The 17,579-nt window shown below is 61.3% G+C and carries 14 protein-coding genes; 8 read left to right on the forward strand and 6 right to left on the reverse strand.

The window, feature by feature from the left end; genetic code table 11:
* Nucleotides 1–230: 230 nt before the first annotated feature.
* Both P0D71_RS12890 and P0D71_RS12895 read left to right on the forward strand, forming a co-directional pair.
* Nucleotides 231–3,695, forward strand: a complete 3,465-nt coding sequence (locus tag P0D71_RS12890; RefSeq protein WP_408480328.1) for a hybrid sensor histidine kinase/response regulator — start codon at nt 231–233, stop codon at nt 3,693–3,695.
* Nucleotides 3,688–4,746 carry a response regulator transcription factor gene (locus P0D71_RS12895; RefSeq protein WP_408186435.1) on the forward strand — a complete coding sequence of 353 codons (1,059 nt, stop codon included), beginning with the start codon at nt 3,688–3,690 and terminating at the stop codon, nt 4,744–4,746. The genes P0D71_RS12890 and P0D71_RS12895 overlap by 8 nt, the downstream gene beginning before the upstream one ends.
* Before the next feature lie 59 nt (nt 4,747–4,805).
* On the opposite strand, the gene P0D71_RS12900 is transcribed toward P0D71_RS12895, so the two are convergent.
* Nucleotides 4,806–5,339 (reverse strand): GNAT family N-acetyltransferase, encoded by a 534-nt coding sequence (locus P0D71_RS12900; RefSeq protein WP_408480330.1) that lies wholly within the window; start codon nt 5,337–5,339, stop codon nt 4,806–4,808.
* A 557-nt stretch (nt 5,340–5,896) separates the two neighbouring features.
* Here P0D71_RS12900 and P0D71_RS12905 point away from each other — a divergent pair.
* Nucleotides 5,897–6,094: a hypothetical protein gene (locus tag P0D71_RS12905; protein ID WP_091803705.1), complete on the forward strand. Its 198-nt coding sequence runs from the start codon at nt 5,897–5,899 to the stop codon at nt 6,092–6,094.
* Between the two features lie 109 nt (nt 6,095–6,203).
* Here P0D71_RS12905 and P0D71_RS12910 read toward each other — a convergent pair whose 3' ends face one another.
* A complete protein-coding gene (locus P0D71_RS12910; RefSeq protein ID WP_091803709.1) occupies nt 6,204–6,389 on the reverse strand; it encodes a hypothetical protein in 186 nt (61 codons plus the stop codon).
* A gap of 1,070 nt (nt 6,390–7,459) precedes the next feature.
* Here P0D71_RS12910 and P0D71_RS12915 point away from each other — a divergent pair.
* Nucleotides 7,460–8,443: a GlxA family transcriptional regulator gene (locus P0D71_RS12915; RefSeq protein WP_091803712.1), complete on the forward strand. Its 984-nt coding sequence runs from the start codon at nt 7,460–7,462 to the stop codon at nt 8,441–8,443.
* Between the two features lie 347 nt (nt 8,444–8,790).
* Nucleotides 8,791–9,099: a hypothetical protein gene (locus P0D71_RS12920; RefSeq protein ID WP_408480332.1), complete on the forward strand. Its 309-nt coding sequence runs from the start codon at nt 8,791–8,793 to the stop codon at nt 9,097–9,099.
* A 23-nt stretch (nt 9,100–9,122) separates the two neighbouring features.
* Here the strand turns inward: P0D71_RS12920 and P0D71_RS12925 are convergent, their stop codons facing one another.
* The 4 genes from P0D71_RS12925 to P0D71_RS12940 form a co-directional block, all read right to left on the reverse strand.
* Nucleotides 9,123–10,370, reverse strand: a complete 1,248-nt coding sequence (locus tag P0D71_RS12925) for an enolase C-terminal domain-like protein (RefSeq protein ID WP_408480334.1) — start codon at nt 10,368–10,370, stop codon at nt 9,123–9,125.
* A gap of 53 nt (nt 10,371–10,423) precedes the next feature.
* The gene (locus tag P0D71_RS12930) at nt 10,424–11,716 is read right to left on the reverse strand and encodes an MFS transporter (RefSeq protein WP_091803722.1); all 1,293 of its coding nucleotides are present in this window, start codon (nt 11,714–11,716) and stop codon (nt 10,424–10,426) included.
* 97 nt (nt 11,717–11,813) lie between these two features.
* Nucleotides 11,814–12,581, reverse strand: coding sequence for an SDR family oxidoreductase (locus P0D71_RS12935; protein ID WP_408302283.1), 768 nt, complete (start codon nt 12,579–12,581; stop codon nt 11,814–11,816).
* Between the two features lie 109 nt (nt 12,582–12,690).
* The gene (locus P0D71_RS12940) at nt 12,691–13,413 is read right to left on the reverse strand and encodes a FadR/GntR family transcriptional regulator (protein WP_408480336.1); all 723 of its coding nucleotides are present in this window, start codon (nt 13,411–13,413) and stop codon (nt 12,691–12,693) included.
* 210 nt (nt 13,414–13,623) lie between these two features.
* On the opposite strand from P0D71_RS12940, the gene P0D71_RS12945 reads away from it, so the two are divergent.
* From P0D71_RS12945 to P0D71_RS12955, 3 genes are all read left to right on the forward strand, one after another.
* Nucleotides 13,624–14,331 (forward strand): gluconate 2-dehydrogenase subunit 3 family protein, encoded by a 708-nt coding sequence (locus tag P0D71_RS12945; RefSeq protein WP_091803729.1) that lies wholly within the window; start codon nt 13,624–13,626, stop codon nt 14,329–14,331.
* 62 nt (nt 14,332–14,393) lie between these two features.
* Nucleotides 14,394–16,166: a GMC family oxidoreductase gene (locus P0D71_RS12950; protein WP_408480339.1), complete on the forward strand. Its 1,773-nt coding sequence runs from the start codon at nt 14,394–14,396 to the stop codon at nt 16,164–16,166.
* A gap of 2 nt (nt 16,167–16,168) precedes the next feature.
* On the forward strand, nt 16,169–17,503 hold the full coding sequence (locus P0D71_RS12955; RefSeq protein ID WP_408480341.1) for a c-type cytochrome: 1,335 nt from the start codon (nt 16,169–16,171) through the stop codon (nt 17,501–17,503).
* Nucleotides 17,504–17,579: the final 76 nt, after the last annotated feature.

The raw sequence follows: 17,579 nt of genomic DNA on the forward strand, positions 1-17,579 counted from the left end.
CGGGCGACCCGCGCTGGGAACCGGATGGCGGTGTCGACGCCACGAAAGGTAGGTAGCCAATTTGCGCGGCCCAATACGTCAGTTGACGTAGGGCGCGACGAAAATCCGCTCCCTATAATCGCGGCGGCGTGGCGTGCCCCAATGGCGCGAGGGGAAGGAGGCGAGCGCGAATGGAATGCAATTTGCATGGCCGCACCGCTAGCCACGGAATCCGCCGACGAAAGGCCTCGATGCACCAAACGCAACCACAGAACCCGCTGCCTGCGGGTCCCGCCACCCAAGCTGGGGCATCGCGCCCGCCCGCAGGCGGCACGCAGCGTATCGTCAAGATCCGCCGCGACTACAACGCGTGGGTCGGCGACGAGACGCTCGAGGACTACGCGCTGCGTTTCACGCCGCGCACGTTCCGGCGCTGGTCGGAATTCCGCGTCGCCAATACGGCGATCGGCGCGGTGTCGTTTCTGGTGCTCGAAGCGATTGGTGGCGCGCTGGTGGTGAACTACGGTTTCACCAACGCGCTCTGCGCGATCCTCGCCGTCTCGCTGCTGATCTTCCTGACGGGCATTCCGATCAGCTATTACGCCGCACGCAACGGCGTCGACATGGACCTGCTCACGCGCGGCGCGGGCTTCGGCTACATGGGCTCGACGCTGACCTCGCTGATCTATGCGGTCTTCACTTTCGTTTTTTTCGCGCTGGAAGCGGCCATCATGTCGCTCGCGCTGGAGCTGTATCTGAAGGTGCCGCTTTCCGTGGCTTACGTGATCAGCGCGCTCGTGATCATTCCGGTCGTGACCTTCGGCATTACGTTCATCAACCGTCTGCAGGGCTGGACCCAGCCGTTGTGGCTCGTGCTGCTGGTCGTACCGTACGTCGTGGTGTTGTGGCGTGAGCCGCATGTGCTCGCGCAATGGGTGACGTTTCGCGGCGTTTCGGGCAACGGCCACGAGTTCAATCTCGTCGCGTTCGGCGCGGGCTGCACCGTGGTGTTTTCGCTGATCGTGCAGATTGGCGAGCAGGTCGACTATCTGCGCTTTTTGCCGCCGCGCACGCGCGCCAATCGCTTTCGCTGGTGGGCCGCGCTGATCGCGGCCGGCCCTGGCTGGATCGTGCCCGGCGCGATGAAAATGCTGGGAGGCGCGTTTCTCGCCTTTCTCGCCATCCAGCACGAGATCGATCCGGTCAAGGCCGTCGAGCCCACGCAGATGTATCTGGTCGCGTATCAGTACGTGTTCCACTCACCCGAAGGCGCGCTCGCCGCGATGACGCTGTTCGTCATCGTGTCGCAACTGAAGATCAACGTGACCAACGCGTATGCCGGTTCGCTCGCGTGGTCGAATTTCTTTGCACGGCTCACGCACAGCCATCCGGGGCGCGTGGTGTGGCTTGTGTTCAATGTGCTGATTGCGCTGCTGCTCGTTGAAATGGGCGTGTTCGAAGCCATCAGCAAGGTGCTTGCGCTGTACGCCAACGTGGCGATTGCCTGGATTGGCGCGGTGGTGGGCGATCTCGTCATCAACAAGCCGCTCGGGTATAGCCCGCGCCATGTCGAGTTCAAACGCGCGCACCTGTACGACGTCAACCCGGTCGGCGTGGGCGCCATGCTGATCGCTTCGCTGATTGCCGCGCTCTCGCATGCGGGTGTCTTCGGCGCCACGGCTGAAGCGCTGTCGTCGTTCATTGCGTTGCTGGTCGCGTTCATCTGCGCGCCGCTGCTGGCCATCGCCACACGCGGACGCTTCTACCTGGCGCGCGACGGCCGCGACCTCGAACAGGGCGCGATACTGCGCTGCGTGATCTGCGAGAACACCTTCGAACGCGAGGACATGGCGCACTGCCCGGCTTACGCCGGTTCGATCTGTTCGCTGTGCTGCTCGCTCGATTCCCGCTGCAACGACTCCTGCAAACCGCACGCGCGGCTGCCCGCGCAATTCGGCAGCTCGATGCGCACGCTCTTTCCCAAGCTCAAGCTCGGGCCGGCGGGCTTGCGGCTCGCGCAGTACGCCGGGTTGCTGATCGCCGTGCTGACGCTACTCGGCGGCGTGCTGGCGGTGCAGTGGTATCAGAGCGTGCGCACCCTGCCCGATCTCGACACGACCGTCCACGACGTGCTGCTGCAGGGCTATCTGAAGGCGTTTTTTGCGCTGGCGCTGGTCGGGTGTATTGCGGCGTGGTGGCTCGTGCTCGCCAACGAAAACCGCAAGGTCACGCAGGAAGAATCGCAACGGCAAGCCGAATTGCTGATGCAGGAAATCGAAGCGCACCGCAAGACCGACGCCGCGCTTCAGCGCGCAAGCGCCGCGGCCGAATCCGCCAACCGTGCCAAGAGCCGCTATGTGACGGGTCTGAGTCACGAACTGCGCACGCCGCTCAACAGCATCCTCGGTTACGCGCAACTGCTGCTGCAAGGCACCGACGAACTGCCGCCAGCGCGACGCAATGCCGTGGAGACCATCTACCGCAGCGGCGGGCATCTGCTGGCGCTGGTGGACGGCCTGCTCGACGTTGCGCGGATCGAAGCCGGCAAACTACAGTTGAACGTAACCGAGATTTCGCTGCCCGATTTCGTCACCCAACTTTCCGCGATGCTGGAACCGCAAGCCACCGACAAAGGCCTGCAGTTCGAATTCCAGACGGGCGGGCGCATGGCGGAGGTGGTGCGCATCGACGAAAAGCGCGTGCGGCAGATTCTCATCAACCTGATCGGCAATGCGATCCGCTTTACCTCTCACGGTTCGGTGAAGGTACGCGCGAGCTATGCGTGGGAGACCATTACCTTCGAAATCGCCGATACCGGCCCCGGCATGCCGGCCACCGAGCTGGAACGGCTGTTCCTGCCGTTCGAGCGCGGCACGGCGGCGCGCGAACACGATCATGGCGCCGGGCTGGGATTGACCATCTGCCGCATGCTCACGGAGTTGATGGGCGGCAACCTGGAAGTGCAAAGCGAAGTGGGCAAAGGCACGCGCTTTATCGTCAAGCTGTTCGCGCCTGAAGTGCGTGCGCCGCAGTTGCTGGCGAGCGGCCCGCTCAACGTGAAGGGTTACGATGGGCCGCGCCGCACGGTGCTGGTCGTGGACGATCTCGCGGAGCAACGCCGCATTGTCGTGCAGACGCTGACGCCGCTGGGCTTTCACGTCGTGGAAGCCGCCAGCGGACCGGAGGCGCTGCAATGGCTCGGGACCGCGTCCGCGGATCTGATCGTGATGGATGTGTCGATGCCGGACATGGACGGCTTCGAGGCAAGCCGCCTGATTCGCGACAACCATCTGTCGGCCGCGCCGGTTCTGATCCTGTCGGCCAACGCATTCGCGGACGATCGCGACAAAGGCGCCGCAGCCGGTTGTGACGACTACCTCGCCAAGCCGCTCTACATTCCGCTCCTGCTCGACAAACTGGCCGCGCTGCTGCAGTTGCACTGGATTGTCGAGCCGACCGAAACCGCTGCGAGCGCCTCCCCCGTTGCACGCGCCGACGTGACGGCGAGCCTGCCCGCCACGTTGCGCGAGAAACTGCATGCGCAACTGGAAATGGGCTACGTGCAGGGCTTTATCGAACAACTCGACGCCGCCGAGCATGGCGCACCGGAACTCGCCAGCGTGCTCGAACCGTTGCGCGCGCTTGCGCGCCGCTTCCGGCTGACCGAACTCGCGCATCTGCTCGCGCCTACCCAGCAGGTCAATCCCGATGCATGACGACACTTTGCTCCTGCCGCCCGACACGCAACCGGACTTGCCCGACGGCAAACCGGTGGTGCTGATCGTCGACGACACGCCCGACAATCTCGCTCTGCTCTCCGATACGCTGCAGGCGTCCGGCTACGCGGTACTGGTGGCGCTCGATGGTCAATCCGCGCTGCAACGCCTCGCGCGCATTACGCCCGACGCCGTTCTGCTCGACGCGTTGATGCCTGGCCTCGACGGCTTCGAGACCTGCCGGCAGATCAAGGCCGATCCGCGCAACCGGCATCTGCCCGTGATCTTCATGACTGCACTGACCGATAGCGAACATGTGGTGCAGGGATTTCGCGTGGGCGGTATCGATTACGTCACCAAGCCGGTCAAGCCAAGCGAGGTCAGCGCGCGGATTGCCGCGCACGTGCAGCGTTCGCGCCAGCAGCGTCAGGCGGACAGGGTGCTGGAGATCGGAATGCGCGCGGCGCTGATCGCGGCGGCGAGCGGTGAAATCAGATGGCAGAGCGATCTGGCGCGGCAACGGCTCGCGTGGTATGAGACGGGCCGCAAGCTGACAGAAGGGGGAAATGATGACGGAGGCTGCCTGGTTTCGGCTTCGTTGACACCCAGCCGTGCTGACGAAGCCACGCTGTTGCATCACCCGCTCGTCGAAGCCGGCCCGCGGCTGCCTGCCGTGCTGGCGCAATGGCTCGCGCGCTGGATCGAAGCCGGCTGCGACCTGCAAGCCGCCTTCGAGACCGCCGCCGACCGCGTGCGCCGCGTGGCGCGTGTACTGGGACCCGCGACGCGCGGCGAATGGGTGATCCTGCTGGAAGAATTCGACGACGCCGCTCATACCAGCGCCCTCGCCTCCCAATTCGGCCTGACGGCGCGAGAAGCGGAGGTGCTGCTGTGGCTCTCGCGCGGCAAAACAAACCGGGATATCGGCGACATTCTCGGCATGGCGCCACGCACGGTGAACAAACACCTCGAACATGTGTTCGGCAAGCTGCATGTTGAGACGCGCGCGGCTGCCGCAGCGATTGCGGCGAAGGCGAGCACGCGGTATTGACGCAACTGGACGACGGCGGGTTCGGTCGACGCACCGGGTGCGGCACCGGCCAGAATTGTCTATCCCTTGCTTGTGGGCGATTGGCCAGGAATACGGTACACGACAGACTTGTACTTCGGCGTTACACCGCCTTCCACGATAACACCGCCGAGAGATTCGGCAATGCGGCGGCTGGGTCGGTTTTCCTCGGCAACCGGATACGTAAAGCTCTTACAGCCTATCGCGCGCGTTGCCCATTGTGCAACCAAAGTTACAGCTTCACGGCCAAAGCCCTGCCGATGGCGATCTTCACGAATCCAGATGCCGAGTTCCGGAGCCTCGGTCCTTACGTGATGAAGCCCTGCCAATCCGAGAAAACTCCCGTCAGCGCGTTGACGCACCACGAAGACGTAGTCCGATCCGTCGTCTATCTTCGGTATCCAGGACCGCCAAACAACATTGAAATCATGCCGGGAAGCGGGAGGCTCCCACCCCATGTAGCGGGTCAGCGAGGGGGTGATGCACATGAAGGCGGCGTCCGCATCGTCGACCGAAAACGGCCTGATCGAGAGCCGCGCTGATTCAAGCCAAATATCCGTCTGTCGCTGCACCATCTGCCGCCACCCATTGAGCGTCGTCTATATGTCTACGATTGTCGAGGAATCAGAAACCTGCGTCGACTGTCGATTCATGGCTGTATGCATGGCCCGTACCGTAATCAGCCGTTGTGCCTCAGTGCTTCAAGCGCCGGTTGAAAGAGCAACTTTCTGCTAAAGCTCTTCAAGCGATTTTATTCCCGGCCGATGGTCAAAAACAAAAGTTGTGCCCCCCCCGATTGGGGCGAAACCTTGGCATCGCCATTGCGTGTTTGGACCAATTCCGCCTGAATCAGCGCTTTCATATGTCCTGTTCGGTCAAGAGCGTGACTTCATCCGCCGTGTGCGTCCGCCGCCCCCTTCGAGCGACTAAACTGGGCTTCGGTCTTTCGAGGGGGCTTCTCTCAAGCGAACCCCACCCCTCGATTTTTCGGCCTGCCGCTCCCTCGGGCGGCAGGCTCTTTTTCGTGGACCTCTTCAATATCAGGCCGTACGCATGACGACTGCCGGCCTCACCATCGGGTGAAAGACGACCCGCTCCAGTTGCAAAACCGCAAGACGCTTTCGAGGAAAGCATGCAACTACCGCACGTAGATAATTTCATCAAGGATTGGCAACACGGCGTCACCTACAACATCTGCGCCTATCGCAAACTTTCAGGGCAGGAGATGGCGCGCGCGATGCAAGTCTTCATTCAGCAACAGGGCGAGCGTCAACCGAAGCAAGGATCGGTTGTCAAGATTTTCTCTGTGATCGGCCTTGGGGACCCTTAGCCGAGGTGATGTGTCAGACACGTCCGCGATCGTGCGCGTGACGTCTCGCTGGGCAATAGCTCCGAAGCGCGCCGAATGGGAGCACACGCCGCCGTGCCGACGCCGCGGTCTAATCGAACATTGACAGCAGTTCCGCAATGTCCGCGTCAGGCAATCGCTTGGCGAGCATGTCCCAGAAGATCACGTCGCGCATTGCGCTGGCATCTTCGGCCGTTTTCCACTCGCGCGCACCAACAATGGAATTGGCCGTCTCGCGAGCTGCGGAAACAATTGTCTGAATGTCTTGTTTGTGCATGAATCCGTTAACGGTCACGCGTAGAGCTTATTTAGCCTGAGGCGCAATCGTTTGCTAAAAATTTTTTCCACCTCGACCCGGCCGCAAGACGATGCATGTGCGGTGAACGAGTTGAAGATAGCGCTCCACATGATACAAGCGCGTTCCGTGCGCAAGGAGACAGGAAACTCCTTACTCGAAAACCCGCGCGGATCGCGAGGCCACGCCTGCTGAACACCGACAGGCCGCACACGCCGGAAAGACTGCCAGGCGGGCAGCCGGCGCGAATTCGTAGCTTTGGTTGATCCGGAAGGAAATCGACACGCTCAACGCTCGTGCCCGGACCGATGCCGAACGCACCGACTCGTGATGACGAGGCTCCGCAGTGACGGGAGAGTCGGCTTGCGAGGGTGTCACATTGAACAAATGTGAAGGCGGTCGTTTCCTGGGACGTATCGAGTTGCAGCATCCTCGGCAGATGGACAGTGCCGGCGACGGGCGACGACCTATATGGTCCCATCTCCAAGCGCACGGCCTGACCGACCGGACGTCATTCTAACGCTCCCGATGTGTTGCACCGCTTTGCGGCGGTTATCGGAAAGCTTCTGTCCGAGAAGACCAAACCTCGGGACGCCATGCGCGAGGAGCTGAGGCACCCACTTCCCGATACCAATGGCAGACATTCGTGACAGTGCACCACGCGACGAAGCGGAAGCACCCAAGTGAGATAAACCTAACCGCAAATACATTCCTCGCGATATATTTCGCCCATATTGGCCATTTCGCCAATATCGGACAGCAATAATTCCGCATCGCGGATAAATGAAGAATATATGCGCTATACATTCCGTCTCGCTTCTGTTGAAAATTGCACCGGCAATTTCGAAACATTACCCGCCTGCCGGGACGAATCAGACGCCCAGCAAGGCTGTGGACCACCTGACTATTCCGTGTCGTAAACAGCCAACGTGTTGGCCAATTCAGCCATGAAATATTGTCGTCAGAATCAAACGTATAGCATGAGCCAATAAGAAAAAGACAGGGTCTTGGGGAGAAGACTTTGCAGACCACAAATTTCCGGGGAAAAATAAATGGATTTGGTACATACTCTGCCGCGCAATTCACGGCAAAGTGCCGTGCCGATGCAAACCAGCGCTCTGACTCGCGTCGACATCGCACTGTTCAATGGTTTCGCATTGCCTAAGGTCGCTGCAATCATCGAGATTTTTCAGAAGGCTAACTCGCTCGCCGCGACACAGCGATCGGGCCGCGCACGCTACGACGTCTCGTTGCTCTCCGCGGCGGGTGGGCGCATTGCCAGTTCGTCATCGGTATTCGTCTGGACCGACGACGTCCAGTCGCACCGAGGCACGAACGAGTCACACCTGTTGTTCATTGCAGGCGGTCCGGGCGTGCAGCAGGCGTGTCGCGACGAGCGATTGAGTGACTGGCTGCGCCGCAGGCATCCGTTCAGCGAGATCGTGCATCCGATCGCGGAAGGGCAGTTGCTGCTCGCGGCGGCCGGGCTACCTAGTCGCTACTGTCCGCTTCTTTATGGAGGCAGCGAAGCCCACGGCCTGCATCCGGCGCGATCGCTGACAGAAGCGCCGAGTGCCGTCATGACGGCGCTGCGCATCGTCGAAGAGGATCTCGGCGCCGATCTGGCACAACAGGTCGCCGGGTCGATCGCGCCTCAGCCGAAAGCGCCCTTCAACGCGTCGCTCACACTTGGCGCGACGCCCCAGATCAGCGAAAAAATTCTGGCGTCGGCGCGTTGGCTGGAAGCGAACGTCGATCGTCCCATCTCAATCGACGACGCCGCGCAGGTCGCGGCGATGAGCGAGCGCAACTTCCTACGCCGCTTCAAGAGCGAGATCGGCATCACACCCTCCGACTATCTGCTTCGCGCGCGTTTGAATATGAGTTGCCGGATGCTGGTCGAATCGCGTCTGCCGGTCGACAAGATCGCGCGCCGTTGCGGTATTGGCAGCGGCGGGCAGTTGTCGAAGCTGTTCAGAAAATATCTGGCGACAACACCGACTGATTACCGGATGCGCAACCAGGTGGCACCGTAAAAGTCTCCCCACGAAGGTGCGGGGTCAACGGGATGCGATTCAATCGCTCCTCGCCGACGAACAGGTGCTGGCGTATGAGTCGCAGACCCGGCTAACAGACTGCGAGTCTTGCGAAGACGGGTCCGGGCAACCGCTTGACGGACGGCGACCCTTGACTCTATCGGCCAAGATTGTGGTTCATTCAGCCGAGCTTTCGTTGCGCTAATAGAGCTTCAGTAACATTCAAACCTGTCGATTCGTTCTTCAATGCGCAAGGACGATCGCCCCAACCAACTGGCCATTCGATCCCAAAGTTTGAATGAATGGCTTTTTATTCCGACGGTTCAACGTAGCGAGTGCATAGGAGTATGGGCGAGTTCATTCCAGAGTATCTGATCCGCGAACAGGCGGCGGTGGGTGCGCTCGTTCTGTTCGCCATTATTCGCATTGTCTGCGCTGCCGTCGCCTTCGAGAAGGGATGGCGCATATCCGTCGTGCAAGCTTATTGCATTGCGATCGCAGCGCTTTACTGCCTTCCCCAGCTATTCGATCTGTTCGTGTACTCGTATGGAATGCAGGCCGCGACTGCGGCCGCGGAACTCGAGGGTAAAGCAGCCGGCTCCGCGATTGCACTCTTTTTCGCCCCCATTCTGAGTCACAGGCTCGGCTACGAATAGTTGCCCTTCAAGCTTCACGCCCTTCACGGCGTCTGCAACGTCCCGTCTTTCAATCGTGTCTGAGTCCACGTCGTAACGTTGTTCTCGCACGGATATTTCGCCGCCTCGGCTTCATCGAGCTCCACGCCGAGACCGGGTTTGTCATTCGCATAGACGTAGCCATCCCTGAACTCGGGAAGCCCTGGGAAAACGTCGAGCAACGCAGCCCGCGGACCTTTGAGGTCCTGGATCACGAAGTTGGGCGGCTCGGTGCCGGACCACTCCTGCACGCCGAAATTACGCGCGGCGAGATCGATATGGATATTCGCCGCATGCGCCATTGGCGACATGTCACCCGGTCCGTGCCACGCCGTCCTTACGCCAAACTGCTCGGCGAAAATCTGCAGCTTGCGTCCGGCCGTGATGCCCCCGATCTGGCTCAAATGCACGCGAATATAATCGACAAGACGTTCGGTGATCAGAAAGCGCCATTCGTACGGATTGTTGAATAGCTCACCCTGAGCCAACGGCGTGGTGGTCTTCGCGCGTAATTGCCGCATCCATTCGCCCTCTTCGAGCGCGATCGCATCTTCGAGAAAGAACAGATCGTATTGCTCCAGTTCGCACGCAAAGCGGATCGCTTCAACCGGTTTGAGACGTTCGTGCACGTCGTGGCACAACGCGACGTCGAAACCGATCTTGCTGCGAATGCCGTCGAACAGCTTGAGGGTCTCGCGCATGTACTTTCGGCTGTCGAGATACACGCCCTCCGCCGAACCCGAAGGCGCACTCGACGGCGCCCTGCCATAGCCGCCCCCGCCATAGCCCCCGCTCTGGCAGCGAATATGCGTGATGCCCTGCTCGCGATACTTCTGGATGTTCTCGCAAAGTTCATTGAGGTCGCGGCCGTCGGCATGCCGGTAAATCGGCACGCCTTCACGGCACTTGCCGCCGAACAACTGATACAACGGCATATTGGCCTGCTTGCCCTTGATATCCCACAACGCCATATCGATGCCGGAGATCGCGTTGTTCTCGATCGGCCCATTGCGCCAGTAAGCGTTCTGATGCATCAATTGCCAGATTTCCTCGATCGCCTCGGCATCGCGTCCAATCAGCAGCGGCCGCAAATATTCCTCGATCAGACATTTGACCGCTACGTGGCGGTAAGCAAATGTCGCGCAGCCGAATCCGACCAGACCCGGCTGGTTGGTCTCCACCTTCACGACGATCAGGTTGATGCCTTCCGGCGCGGTCAGAATGACCTTTACATCGGTAATCAAAGTTGCCATTTTTCAGCCTGCCAGAAACGAATCAGAGAGCACCAGTCTGCACGGTCAGCGTATTACGTGCGATTCAGCGAGAGCGGCGCTTCACGCTTCGCACGCTGATCGGAATGCGCGGGCACGGTCATCATCAGGATCACGGAGAGCAGCAAGCCGCCCGCCATGAAAATATACGAAGCCGCCGGGCTGCCGGTCGCGCCGTTCAGGTAACCCACCACCCACGAGCCCGCGAAAGCACCGAGCGCGCCGCATGCGTTGATGAGACCGATCGCGCCGCCGAGCACGTTGCTCGGAATCAACTCCGGCACCAGCGCGAAGAACGGACCGTACGGCGCGTACATCGTTGCGCCCGCCACGACCAGCAGCGCGAACGATATCCAGAAATGCGAGCCGCCGATCAGATACGACGCGACGAACGCAACCGTGCCCACCAGCAGCAACGGCCATACGAACAGCTTGCGATTGCGTGTCTTGTCCGAGAGCCACGAGGCGAGCAGCATGAGGATGATCGCTGCGAGATACGGCACGGCGGCGAGCCATCCGACCGAAACGATATCGATCGTGGACGCTGCCTTGAGGATCGACGGCAACCACATGATGAAGCCGTACACGCCGATGCTCCAGAGCGCGTGGATCGCGCAGAACTTCATCACGATCGACGAACGCAACGCCGTCTTGTAGTCGCGCACCGGCGCAATGTCGGCCTGCTCGGCTTTGAGGCGCGCGGTAAGTTCGGTCTTTTCGGCTTCGCTCATCCACGGCGCGTCGGCCGGACGATCCTTGACCGTGAACCACCACACCACCGCCCAGATGAGCGCCGGCGCACCTTCAATAACAAACATTTCACGCCAGCCGAAACTGCGCACCAGATAGCCCGATACCACCGACATCCACAAGACCGTCACCGGATTGCCGAGAATCAGGAAGGTGTTGGCGCGCGAGCGCTCGGTGCGGGTGAACCAGCGGCTGATGTACATCAGCATCGACGGCATGACGGCGGCTTCCACCACGCCGAGCGTGAAGCGCAGCACCATCAGCATCGGAATATTGCTGACCATGCCGGTTGCGGCCGCGCACAGTCCCCACAGAATCAGGCTGAAGAAGATCAGCTTCTTCACGCTGTTGCGCTGCGCGTAGATCGCGCCGGGCACCTGGAACAGGCAGTAGCCGAGAAAGAACAGCGAGCCGATCAGCGAGGACGTGCCGTGCGTGATCCCGAGATCCCTGTCGATCCCGGCAGCGGCGGCAAAGCCGTAATTGGCGCGATCGAGATAGGCGAGGCTGTATGTAATGAAGATGATGGGCATCAGATACCACCATCTTTGAGTTGCTACGGGCTTGACGCTTTCCATGATGTCTCCGGATCGGTACGGCGCATACAACGGTTGACTGCGCGCGAGTCGTTTATTTGTTCTGCTGTACTCGCGCGGACCTGCATTCAATAAAGTTTCAGAGTACGGCCAGCCATCCGCCGTCCACGTAGATGATCTGGCCGTTCACATAGCTCGACGCAGGCGACGCGAGAAAGACCGCCGTGCCGACGAGTTCTTCCGGTTTGCCCCAGCGTTTCGAGGGGTTGCTGCTTTTCACCCATGCGTCGAAAGCGGCGTTCTCGATCAGCGGTTTGTTCATGTCGGTGAGGATGTAGCCAGGGCCGATCGCGTTCGCCTGGATATCCGAGGCGGCCCACTCGGCGCTCATCGCGCGGGTCAGCATCTTGATGCCGCCCTTCGCCGCGGTGTAAGCGCCGACTGTCGCGCGGCCTGCTTCGCTCGTGAGCGAACCGATGTTGATGATCTTGCCGCCCGTGCCGCGCGCGATCATGCGTCGCGCAGCCTGCTTCGCGACGATGAATGCGCTCGTCAGGTTGGTGTCGATCACGCGCTGCCAGTCGCTCAGTTCGAGATCGACGAGCGGCTTGCGAAACTGGATGCCCGCGTTATTCACGACAATGTCGATCTGCACGCCGTCTTTGTCCCACTGCGCGAAAGCCTCGGCGACAGCGGTCTCGTCGGTGACGTCGAATGCGCGACCCAGTGCCTGGTAACCCTTGCCGGCAAGTTTGCCGACCGACTCGGCAACCGTATCCGCACGCGTGCCGTTGAGCACGACGCGCGCGCCCGCCGCGGCCAGCCCTTCGGCCAGCGCAAAGCCAATGCCGCGTGCCGAACCGGTGACGAGCGCCGTGCGGCCGGTGAGATCGAATAGTTGGGTCATGCTGGATCCTCTGTGCAATCGGGAGAAAAGGCGCGAGTACGCCCATCGCGACGGCGCTGCGCGTCGCGTTTCAAGTTCATGGGGTGGCCGTCCGCGAGAGAGGCTTGCGTCAGGCCGGTTGATCGTTGGCGGTGTCGTTCAATGCCGCGCGGTCTTCGAAATCCTGCTCAGCGCGTTTGATGAGCGTGAGTACGGCTTGTTCAGCGGCCTCCGGATCGCCCTGCTCGATTGCGATGCACAGCGCCTCGTGCATGGGCAGTGAACGGGCCGGGCCACCGGCGATTTCCGAGCTGAGCTCGAAGCTCGTGCGGAGAATCGCCGACAGCGCGTTCTGCATCTGCTGGACGAACTGGTTGTGACAGGCCGCCAGGATCGCGCCGTGAAACGCGAGGTCGGCGGGAACGTATTCGCCGTGACCAGCCACCGCGCGCTCCATCGCCTTGAAGGCATGGCGCACCGCCACGCGATCTTCCGGCGTTGCGCGTTTGGCGGCGAGTTTGGCGGCGTTCGGTTCGATGATCAGGCGCAATTCCATCAGGTCTTCGATCAGACCCGGCTCGACGGTGCCGGCGCGCGCGCGCCAGGTGATCACGTCGGGATCGAACAGTTGCCACTGCGAGCGCGGCAGCACGATCGTGCCGTAGCGGCGGCGTACCTGCAGCATGCCCTTGGCCGAGAGCGACTTCATCGTCTCGCGGATGGTGATGCGGCTCACCTGCATCTGCTCGGCCAGAATCGGCTCGGCGGGAAGGATATCGCCGGGCATGAACTTGCCTGAACAGATCTGTTCGCCCATCTGGTTCAGGACCTGCCTATGTAACGTCGCCACCATTCACTCTCTAGGTCATACGTATGATGTAGAAGATAGGCGTGTACCGGTTCCATCGCAACCAGGGATGACCCTCGGGGTGCGTTCCGCCCTGACCACGCTTTGACTCAATTTTAACTAACCAGTTAGAATATATTGGAATCGGAGATTCGGGACGAGTCACGAGCCTTCTATTTTTGTTCGCATTTGCGATGATTTTCTGGGGAAAACGACGTGTTACGCCGTAAGTTTCTATCGTCAATGGTTCTGATGGCTGCGGGCATCGCAGTCGCCAAGGCCCGTGTGATTTTCGGCGGCATGCCGTGGTTCAAGGATCCGGTGGTGCTGCCGGAGCCAGTGGTGGCGGACGGCTGGAAGTTCTTCACGGCTCAAGAGGTCGCCGCTGTCGAAGCAATCGCCGACCGGCTGATTCCGTCGGACGAATTGAGCATCGGCGGCAAGGAAGCGGGCTGCGCGCTCTTCATCGATCGCCAGTTGAGCGGCGACTACGGCCGTGCAGCCACGCAATACCGGCTGGGAGAATTCAAGCCGGGCACGCCGAGCCAGGGTCCGCAGATCAAGGACACGCCCGCCGAGCGCTATCGCGCGGGCCTGAAGTCGCTCGACGACCACTGCAAGCAAAATTTCAGCGGCAAGGCCTTCAATGCGCTTTCGCCCGAGCAGCAGGATGGTCTTCTCAAACAGCTCGAAGCCGGCGCGCTCGCGCTCGGCAGAGTCGATTCAAAGGCCTTCTTCAACCTGGTTCTACAGAACGTGCGCGAAGGGTTCTTCGCCGATCCGATCTACGGCGGCAACAAGGACATGGCCGGCTGGAAGATGCTCGGCTTCCCCGGCGCGCAATACGATTTCCGCGACGTGATCGGCCGTCAGGGCGAAGACCTGAAGATCATTCCGATCAGCCTCATCAGCCGCAAGAGCTGACGCGCGCGGATCCAATTGCATCACTGCATCACTGCACCCCACTGCAACAAGCGGAGAATTACATGGCACTCAAACGTGCTAAGGCCGACGCCGTAATCGTCGGTCTCGGCTGGGCCGGTTCGCTCATGGCGAACGAATTGACCCAGGCAGGTCTGAACGTGGTCGCGATCGAACGCGGCGCATGGCGCGATACCAGCAGCGATTTCCCCACCACGGTCGACACCGACGAACTGCGCTTCGCCACGCGCCGCGCGCTCATGCAGCCGCCCGCCGTCGAAACGCTGACGTTTCGCAACACGTCGGATCAGAACGCGCTGCCGCTGCGCGACTGGAACACCTACCAGTTCGGTATCGGCGTGGGCGGTGCCGGTACGCACTGGAATGGCATGACGTGGCGCTTCCTGCCGAACGACTTCCAGACCTATACGAACACGGTCGAGCGTTACGGCAAGAGCAAATTCCTCGAAGGCATGCAGGTGCAGGATTGGGGCGTGACGTACGCCGACCTCGAACCGTTCTACGACAAGTTCGAGCGCCTCGCCGGCACCTCGGGCCGTGCGGGCAACATTCAGGGCAAAATCCAGGAAGGCGGCAACCCGTTCGAAGGTCCGCGCAATCGCGACTATCCGTTGCCGCCGCTCGAACGCACGCGGGTCGCGACGATCTTCGATAAAGCTGCGCGCGAGCTCGGCTACCACCCATTTCCGGTGCCTGCGGGCAATACCTCAGGCGCGTATGTGAATCCGCTGGGCGTCCATATGGCGCCCTGCACGTATTGCGGCTACTGCGAGTTCTTCGGTTGCGGCAACTGGTCCAAGAGCAGCCCGCAGGCGTGCATCATGCCCGCGCTCATGCAGCGCAAGAATTTCAGCGTGATCACCGAATCCGAAGTGCTGCGCGTGAACCTCGCCGAAGACAGGAAAACGGCGACCGGTGTCACCTTCGTGGACCACGACAACAACGAGTGGGAGCAGCCCGCCGACATCGTCGTGATCTCGGCCTACCAGATGGACAACGTGCGCCTGATGCTCCTGTCGGGCATCGGCAAGCCATATAACCGCGAAACCGGCGAAGGCGTGGTCGGACGCAACTACGCGTATCAGACCATCTCGGGCGCGTCGATTTTCTTCGAAAACGAGCGGCTCAATCCGTTCATCGGCGCGGGCGCACTCGCGCAGGCGATCGACGACTTCAACAGCGACAACTTCGACCACAGCAACCACGATTTCATCGGTGGTGGCGTGGCGCTCGTGCACTCGACCAATGGCCGGCCGATCGGTTTGAGCAACGGTGTGCCGCCCGGCACGCCGCGTTGGGGCAGCGAGTGGAAGAAGGCATATCAGCACGCTTATCAGAACTACAACTCGATTTACGTAATGGGCAACAGCTATCCGCATCGCGACGTGTATCTCGATCTCGACCCGGAGTACAAGGACCGTTTCGGCAGACCGCTATTGCGCGTGACGTTCGACTGGATCGAAAACGACAAGCGCTCGGCGAAATTCATGGCCGACAAGTCCGAGGAACTCGGTCATGCAATGGGCGCGAAAACCGTTGTGCGCAGCGAGCCGACCACCAAGCCTTTTTCTCCGATGGACAATCTGTCCTCGCATACGACCGGCGGCGCGATCATCGGCGACGATCCGAAGACGAGCGCACTCAATCGCTACCTGCAAAGCTGGGACGTGCATAACACCTTCGTGGTGGGCGCGTCCGCGTTCGCCAACAACGGCGGCTACAACCCGACCGGCACCGTCGGCGCCACCACGCTGTGGGCCGCGGAAGCGATCAAGTCGCAGTATCTGAAGTCGCCCGGCCCGCTGGTGAGGATCTGAACGTGCGCGCCAAGACATTCATCGGTTCATTCAGCGCGGTGGTGCTCGCCGCCGCGGCTTTCGTCGCGTGGGATCATGCGGGCGATGCGCACGCGCAGAGCAACGCCGGCAGCCAAAGCGCATTGAACGCGCCTTCGCCGAAGGCGGCGCAGCTTTCATCCGCCGATTCGGACGCCGTCAAGCGCGGCCTGTACCTGGCGCGCGCCGGCGACTGTATCGCCTGCCACACGGCCGAGGGCGGCAAGCCCTTCGCAGGCGGCCTACCGCTGGAAACGCCGTTCGGCAAGATCGTCGCGAGCAATATCACGCCCGACAAGGACACCGGCATCGGCACCTGGAGCGACGCGGAGTTCATTCGCGCCGTCAAGGAAGGACGCGGCAAGCACGGCGAATTCCTGTACCCGGCGATGCCTTATACGGCCTATGCGAAGGTCAGCGATCAGGATCTGCGCGATATCAAGGCGTATCTGGATACCGTCCCGCCTGTGAACAACAGGGTCGACGCGAATCAATTGCCCTTCCCGTTCAACATCCGCATGCTGATGTTCGGCTGGAATCTGCTGTTCTTCGACAAGACGCCGTTCAGGAATGACGACAGGCAGTCGGTGGAATGGAATCGTGGCGCCTATCTGGTCGAAGGGCTCGGTCATTGCGCGTCCTGTCACACCGCGAAGAACTTCCTCGGCGGCGACGAGGCCGCGTTGCAAGGCGGCTCGCTGCAGGGCTGGCACGCGCCTGAAATTACGGGCAATGCGTACACGGGGCTCGGCAAGTGGTCGACGGATGACATCGTCGAATACCTGCATACAGGTGGCAACAATCGCAGTGTCGCGTCGGGCCCGATGGCCGAAGCGGTGACGAATTCGCTGCAACACCTGAGCACTTCAGACCTCCATGCAATGGGCGTGTACCTGAAGAGCTTGCCGGGATCCGATCGCAAGCCAGCGGCAGCGCTTGCGGCAAACGACTCCACCATGACGCTTGGCCACTCGCTGTTCATGGCGAACTGCGCCGCGTGCCACCGTTCGTCAGGGCAAGGCGTGACGGGCATGGTGTCGTCGCTCGCGGATAGCGCGGGTGTACAGGCACCCGATCCGACCAATATGCTGCGCACGATCCTGATCGGCAGCCGCGGCGCTGTGACGCAAAGCAATCCGACCGGCGCGGCCATGCCGAACTTCAGCTGGAAGCTGACGGACGGCGATATCGCAGCGATCTCGACGTATGTGCGCAATAGCTGGGGCAACGCGTCGGCGCCGGTCTCCGCCGACGATGTCAAGAAAGCCCGCAGCAGTCTCGGCGCACAATCGGCAATCGGTGTGGCGCAGAACCGCTAGCAGGTCACGCGCCTATTCTTGCAATGTCAAAAGCCGGCGTGGTGTCACGCCGGCTTTTTTGCGTCGCGAGCCATTC

The sequence above is a fragment of the Paraburkholderia sp. RL17-383-BIF-A genome, from assembly GCF_046028015.1.
In the GTDB taxonomy this organism is placed as follows: domain Bacteria; phylum Pseudomonadota; class Gammaproteobacteria; order Burkholderiales; family Burkholderiaceae; genus Paraburkholderia.

Excerpts from the sequence above, each read along its gene's own strand:
- P0D71_RS12890 (WP_408480328.1), top strand. The coding sequence starts at position 231 with ATGCACCAAACGCAACCACAGAACCCGCTGCCTGCGGGTCCCGCCACC.
- P0D71_RS12895 (WP_408186435.1), top strand. The coding sequence starts at position 3,688 with ATGCATGACGACACTTTGCTCCTGCCGCCCGACACGCAACCGGACTTG.
- P0D71_RS12900 (WP_408480330.1), bottom strand. The coding sequence starts at position 5,339 with ATGGTGCAGCGACAGACGGATATTTGGCTTGAATCAGCGCGGCTCTCG.
- P0D71_RS12905 (WP_091803705.1), top strand. The coding sequence starts at position 5,897 with ATGCAACTACCGCACGTAGATAATTTCATCAAGGATTGGCAACACGGC.
- P0D71_RS12910 (WP_091803709.1), bottom strand. The coding sequence starts at position 6,389 with ATGCACAAACAAGACATTCAGACAATTGTTTCCGCAGCTCGCGAGACG.
- P0D71_RS12915 (WP_091803712.1), top strand. The coding sequence starts at position 7,460 with ATGGATTTGGTACATACTCTGCCGCGCAATTCACGGCAAAGTGCCGTG.
- P0D71_RS12920 (WP_408480332.1), top strand. The coding sequence starts at position 8,791 with ATGGGCGAGTTCATTCCAGAGTATCTGATCCGCGAACAGGCGGCGGTG.
- P0D71_RS12925 (WP_408480334.1), bottom strand. The coding sequence starts at position 10,370 with ATGGCAACTTTGATTACCGATGTAAAGGTCATTCTGACCGCGCCGGAA.
- P0D71_RS12930 (WP_091803722.1), bottom strand. The coding sequence starts at position 11,716 with ATGGAAAGCGTCAAGCCCGTAGCAACTCAAAGATGGTGGTATCTGATG.
- P0D71_RS12935 (WP_408302283.1), bottom strand. The coding sequence starts at position 12,581 with ATGACCCAACTATTCGATCTCACCGGCCGCACGGCGCTCGTCACCGGT.
- P0D71_RS12940 (WP_408480336.1), bottom strand. The coding sequence starts at position 13,413 with ATGGTGGCGACGTTACATAGGCAGGTCCTGAACCAGATGGGCGAACAG.
- P0D71_RS12950 (WP_408480339.1), top strand. The coding sequence starts at position 14,394 with ATGGCACTCAAACGTGCTAAGGCCGACGCCGTAATCGTCGGTCTCGGC.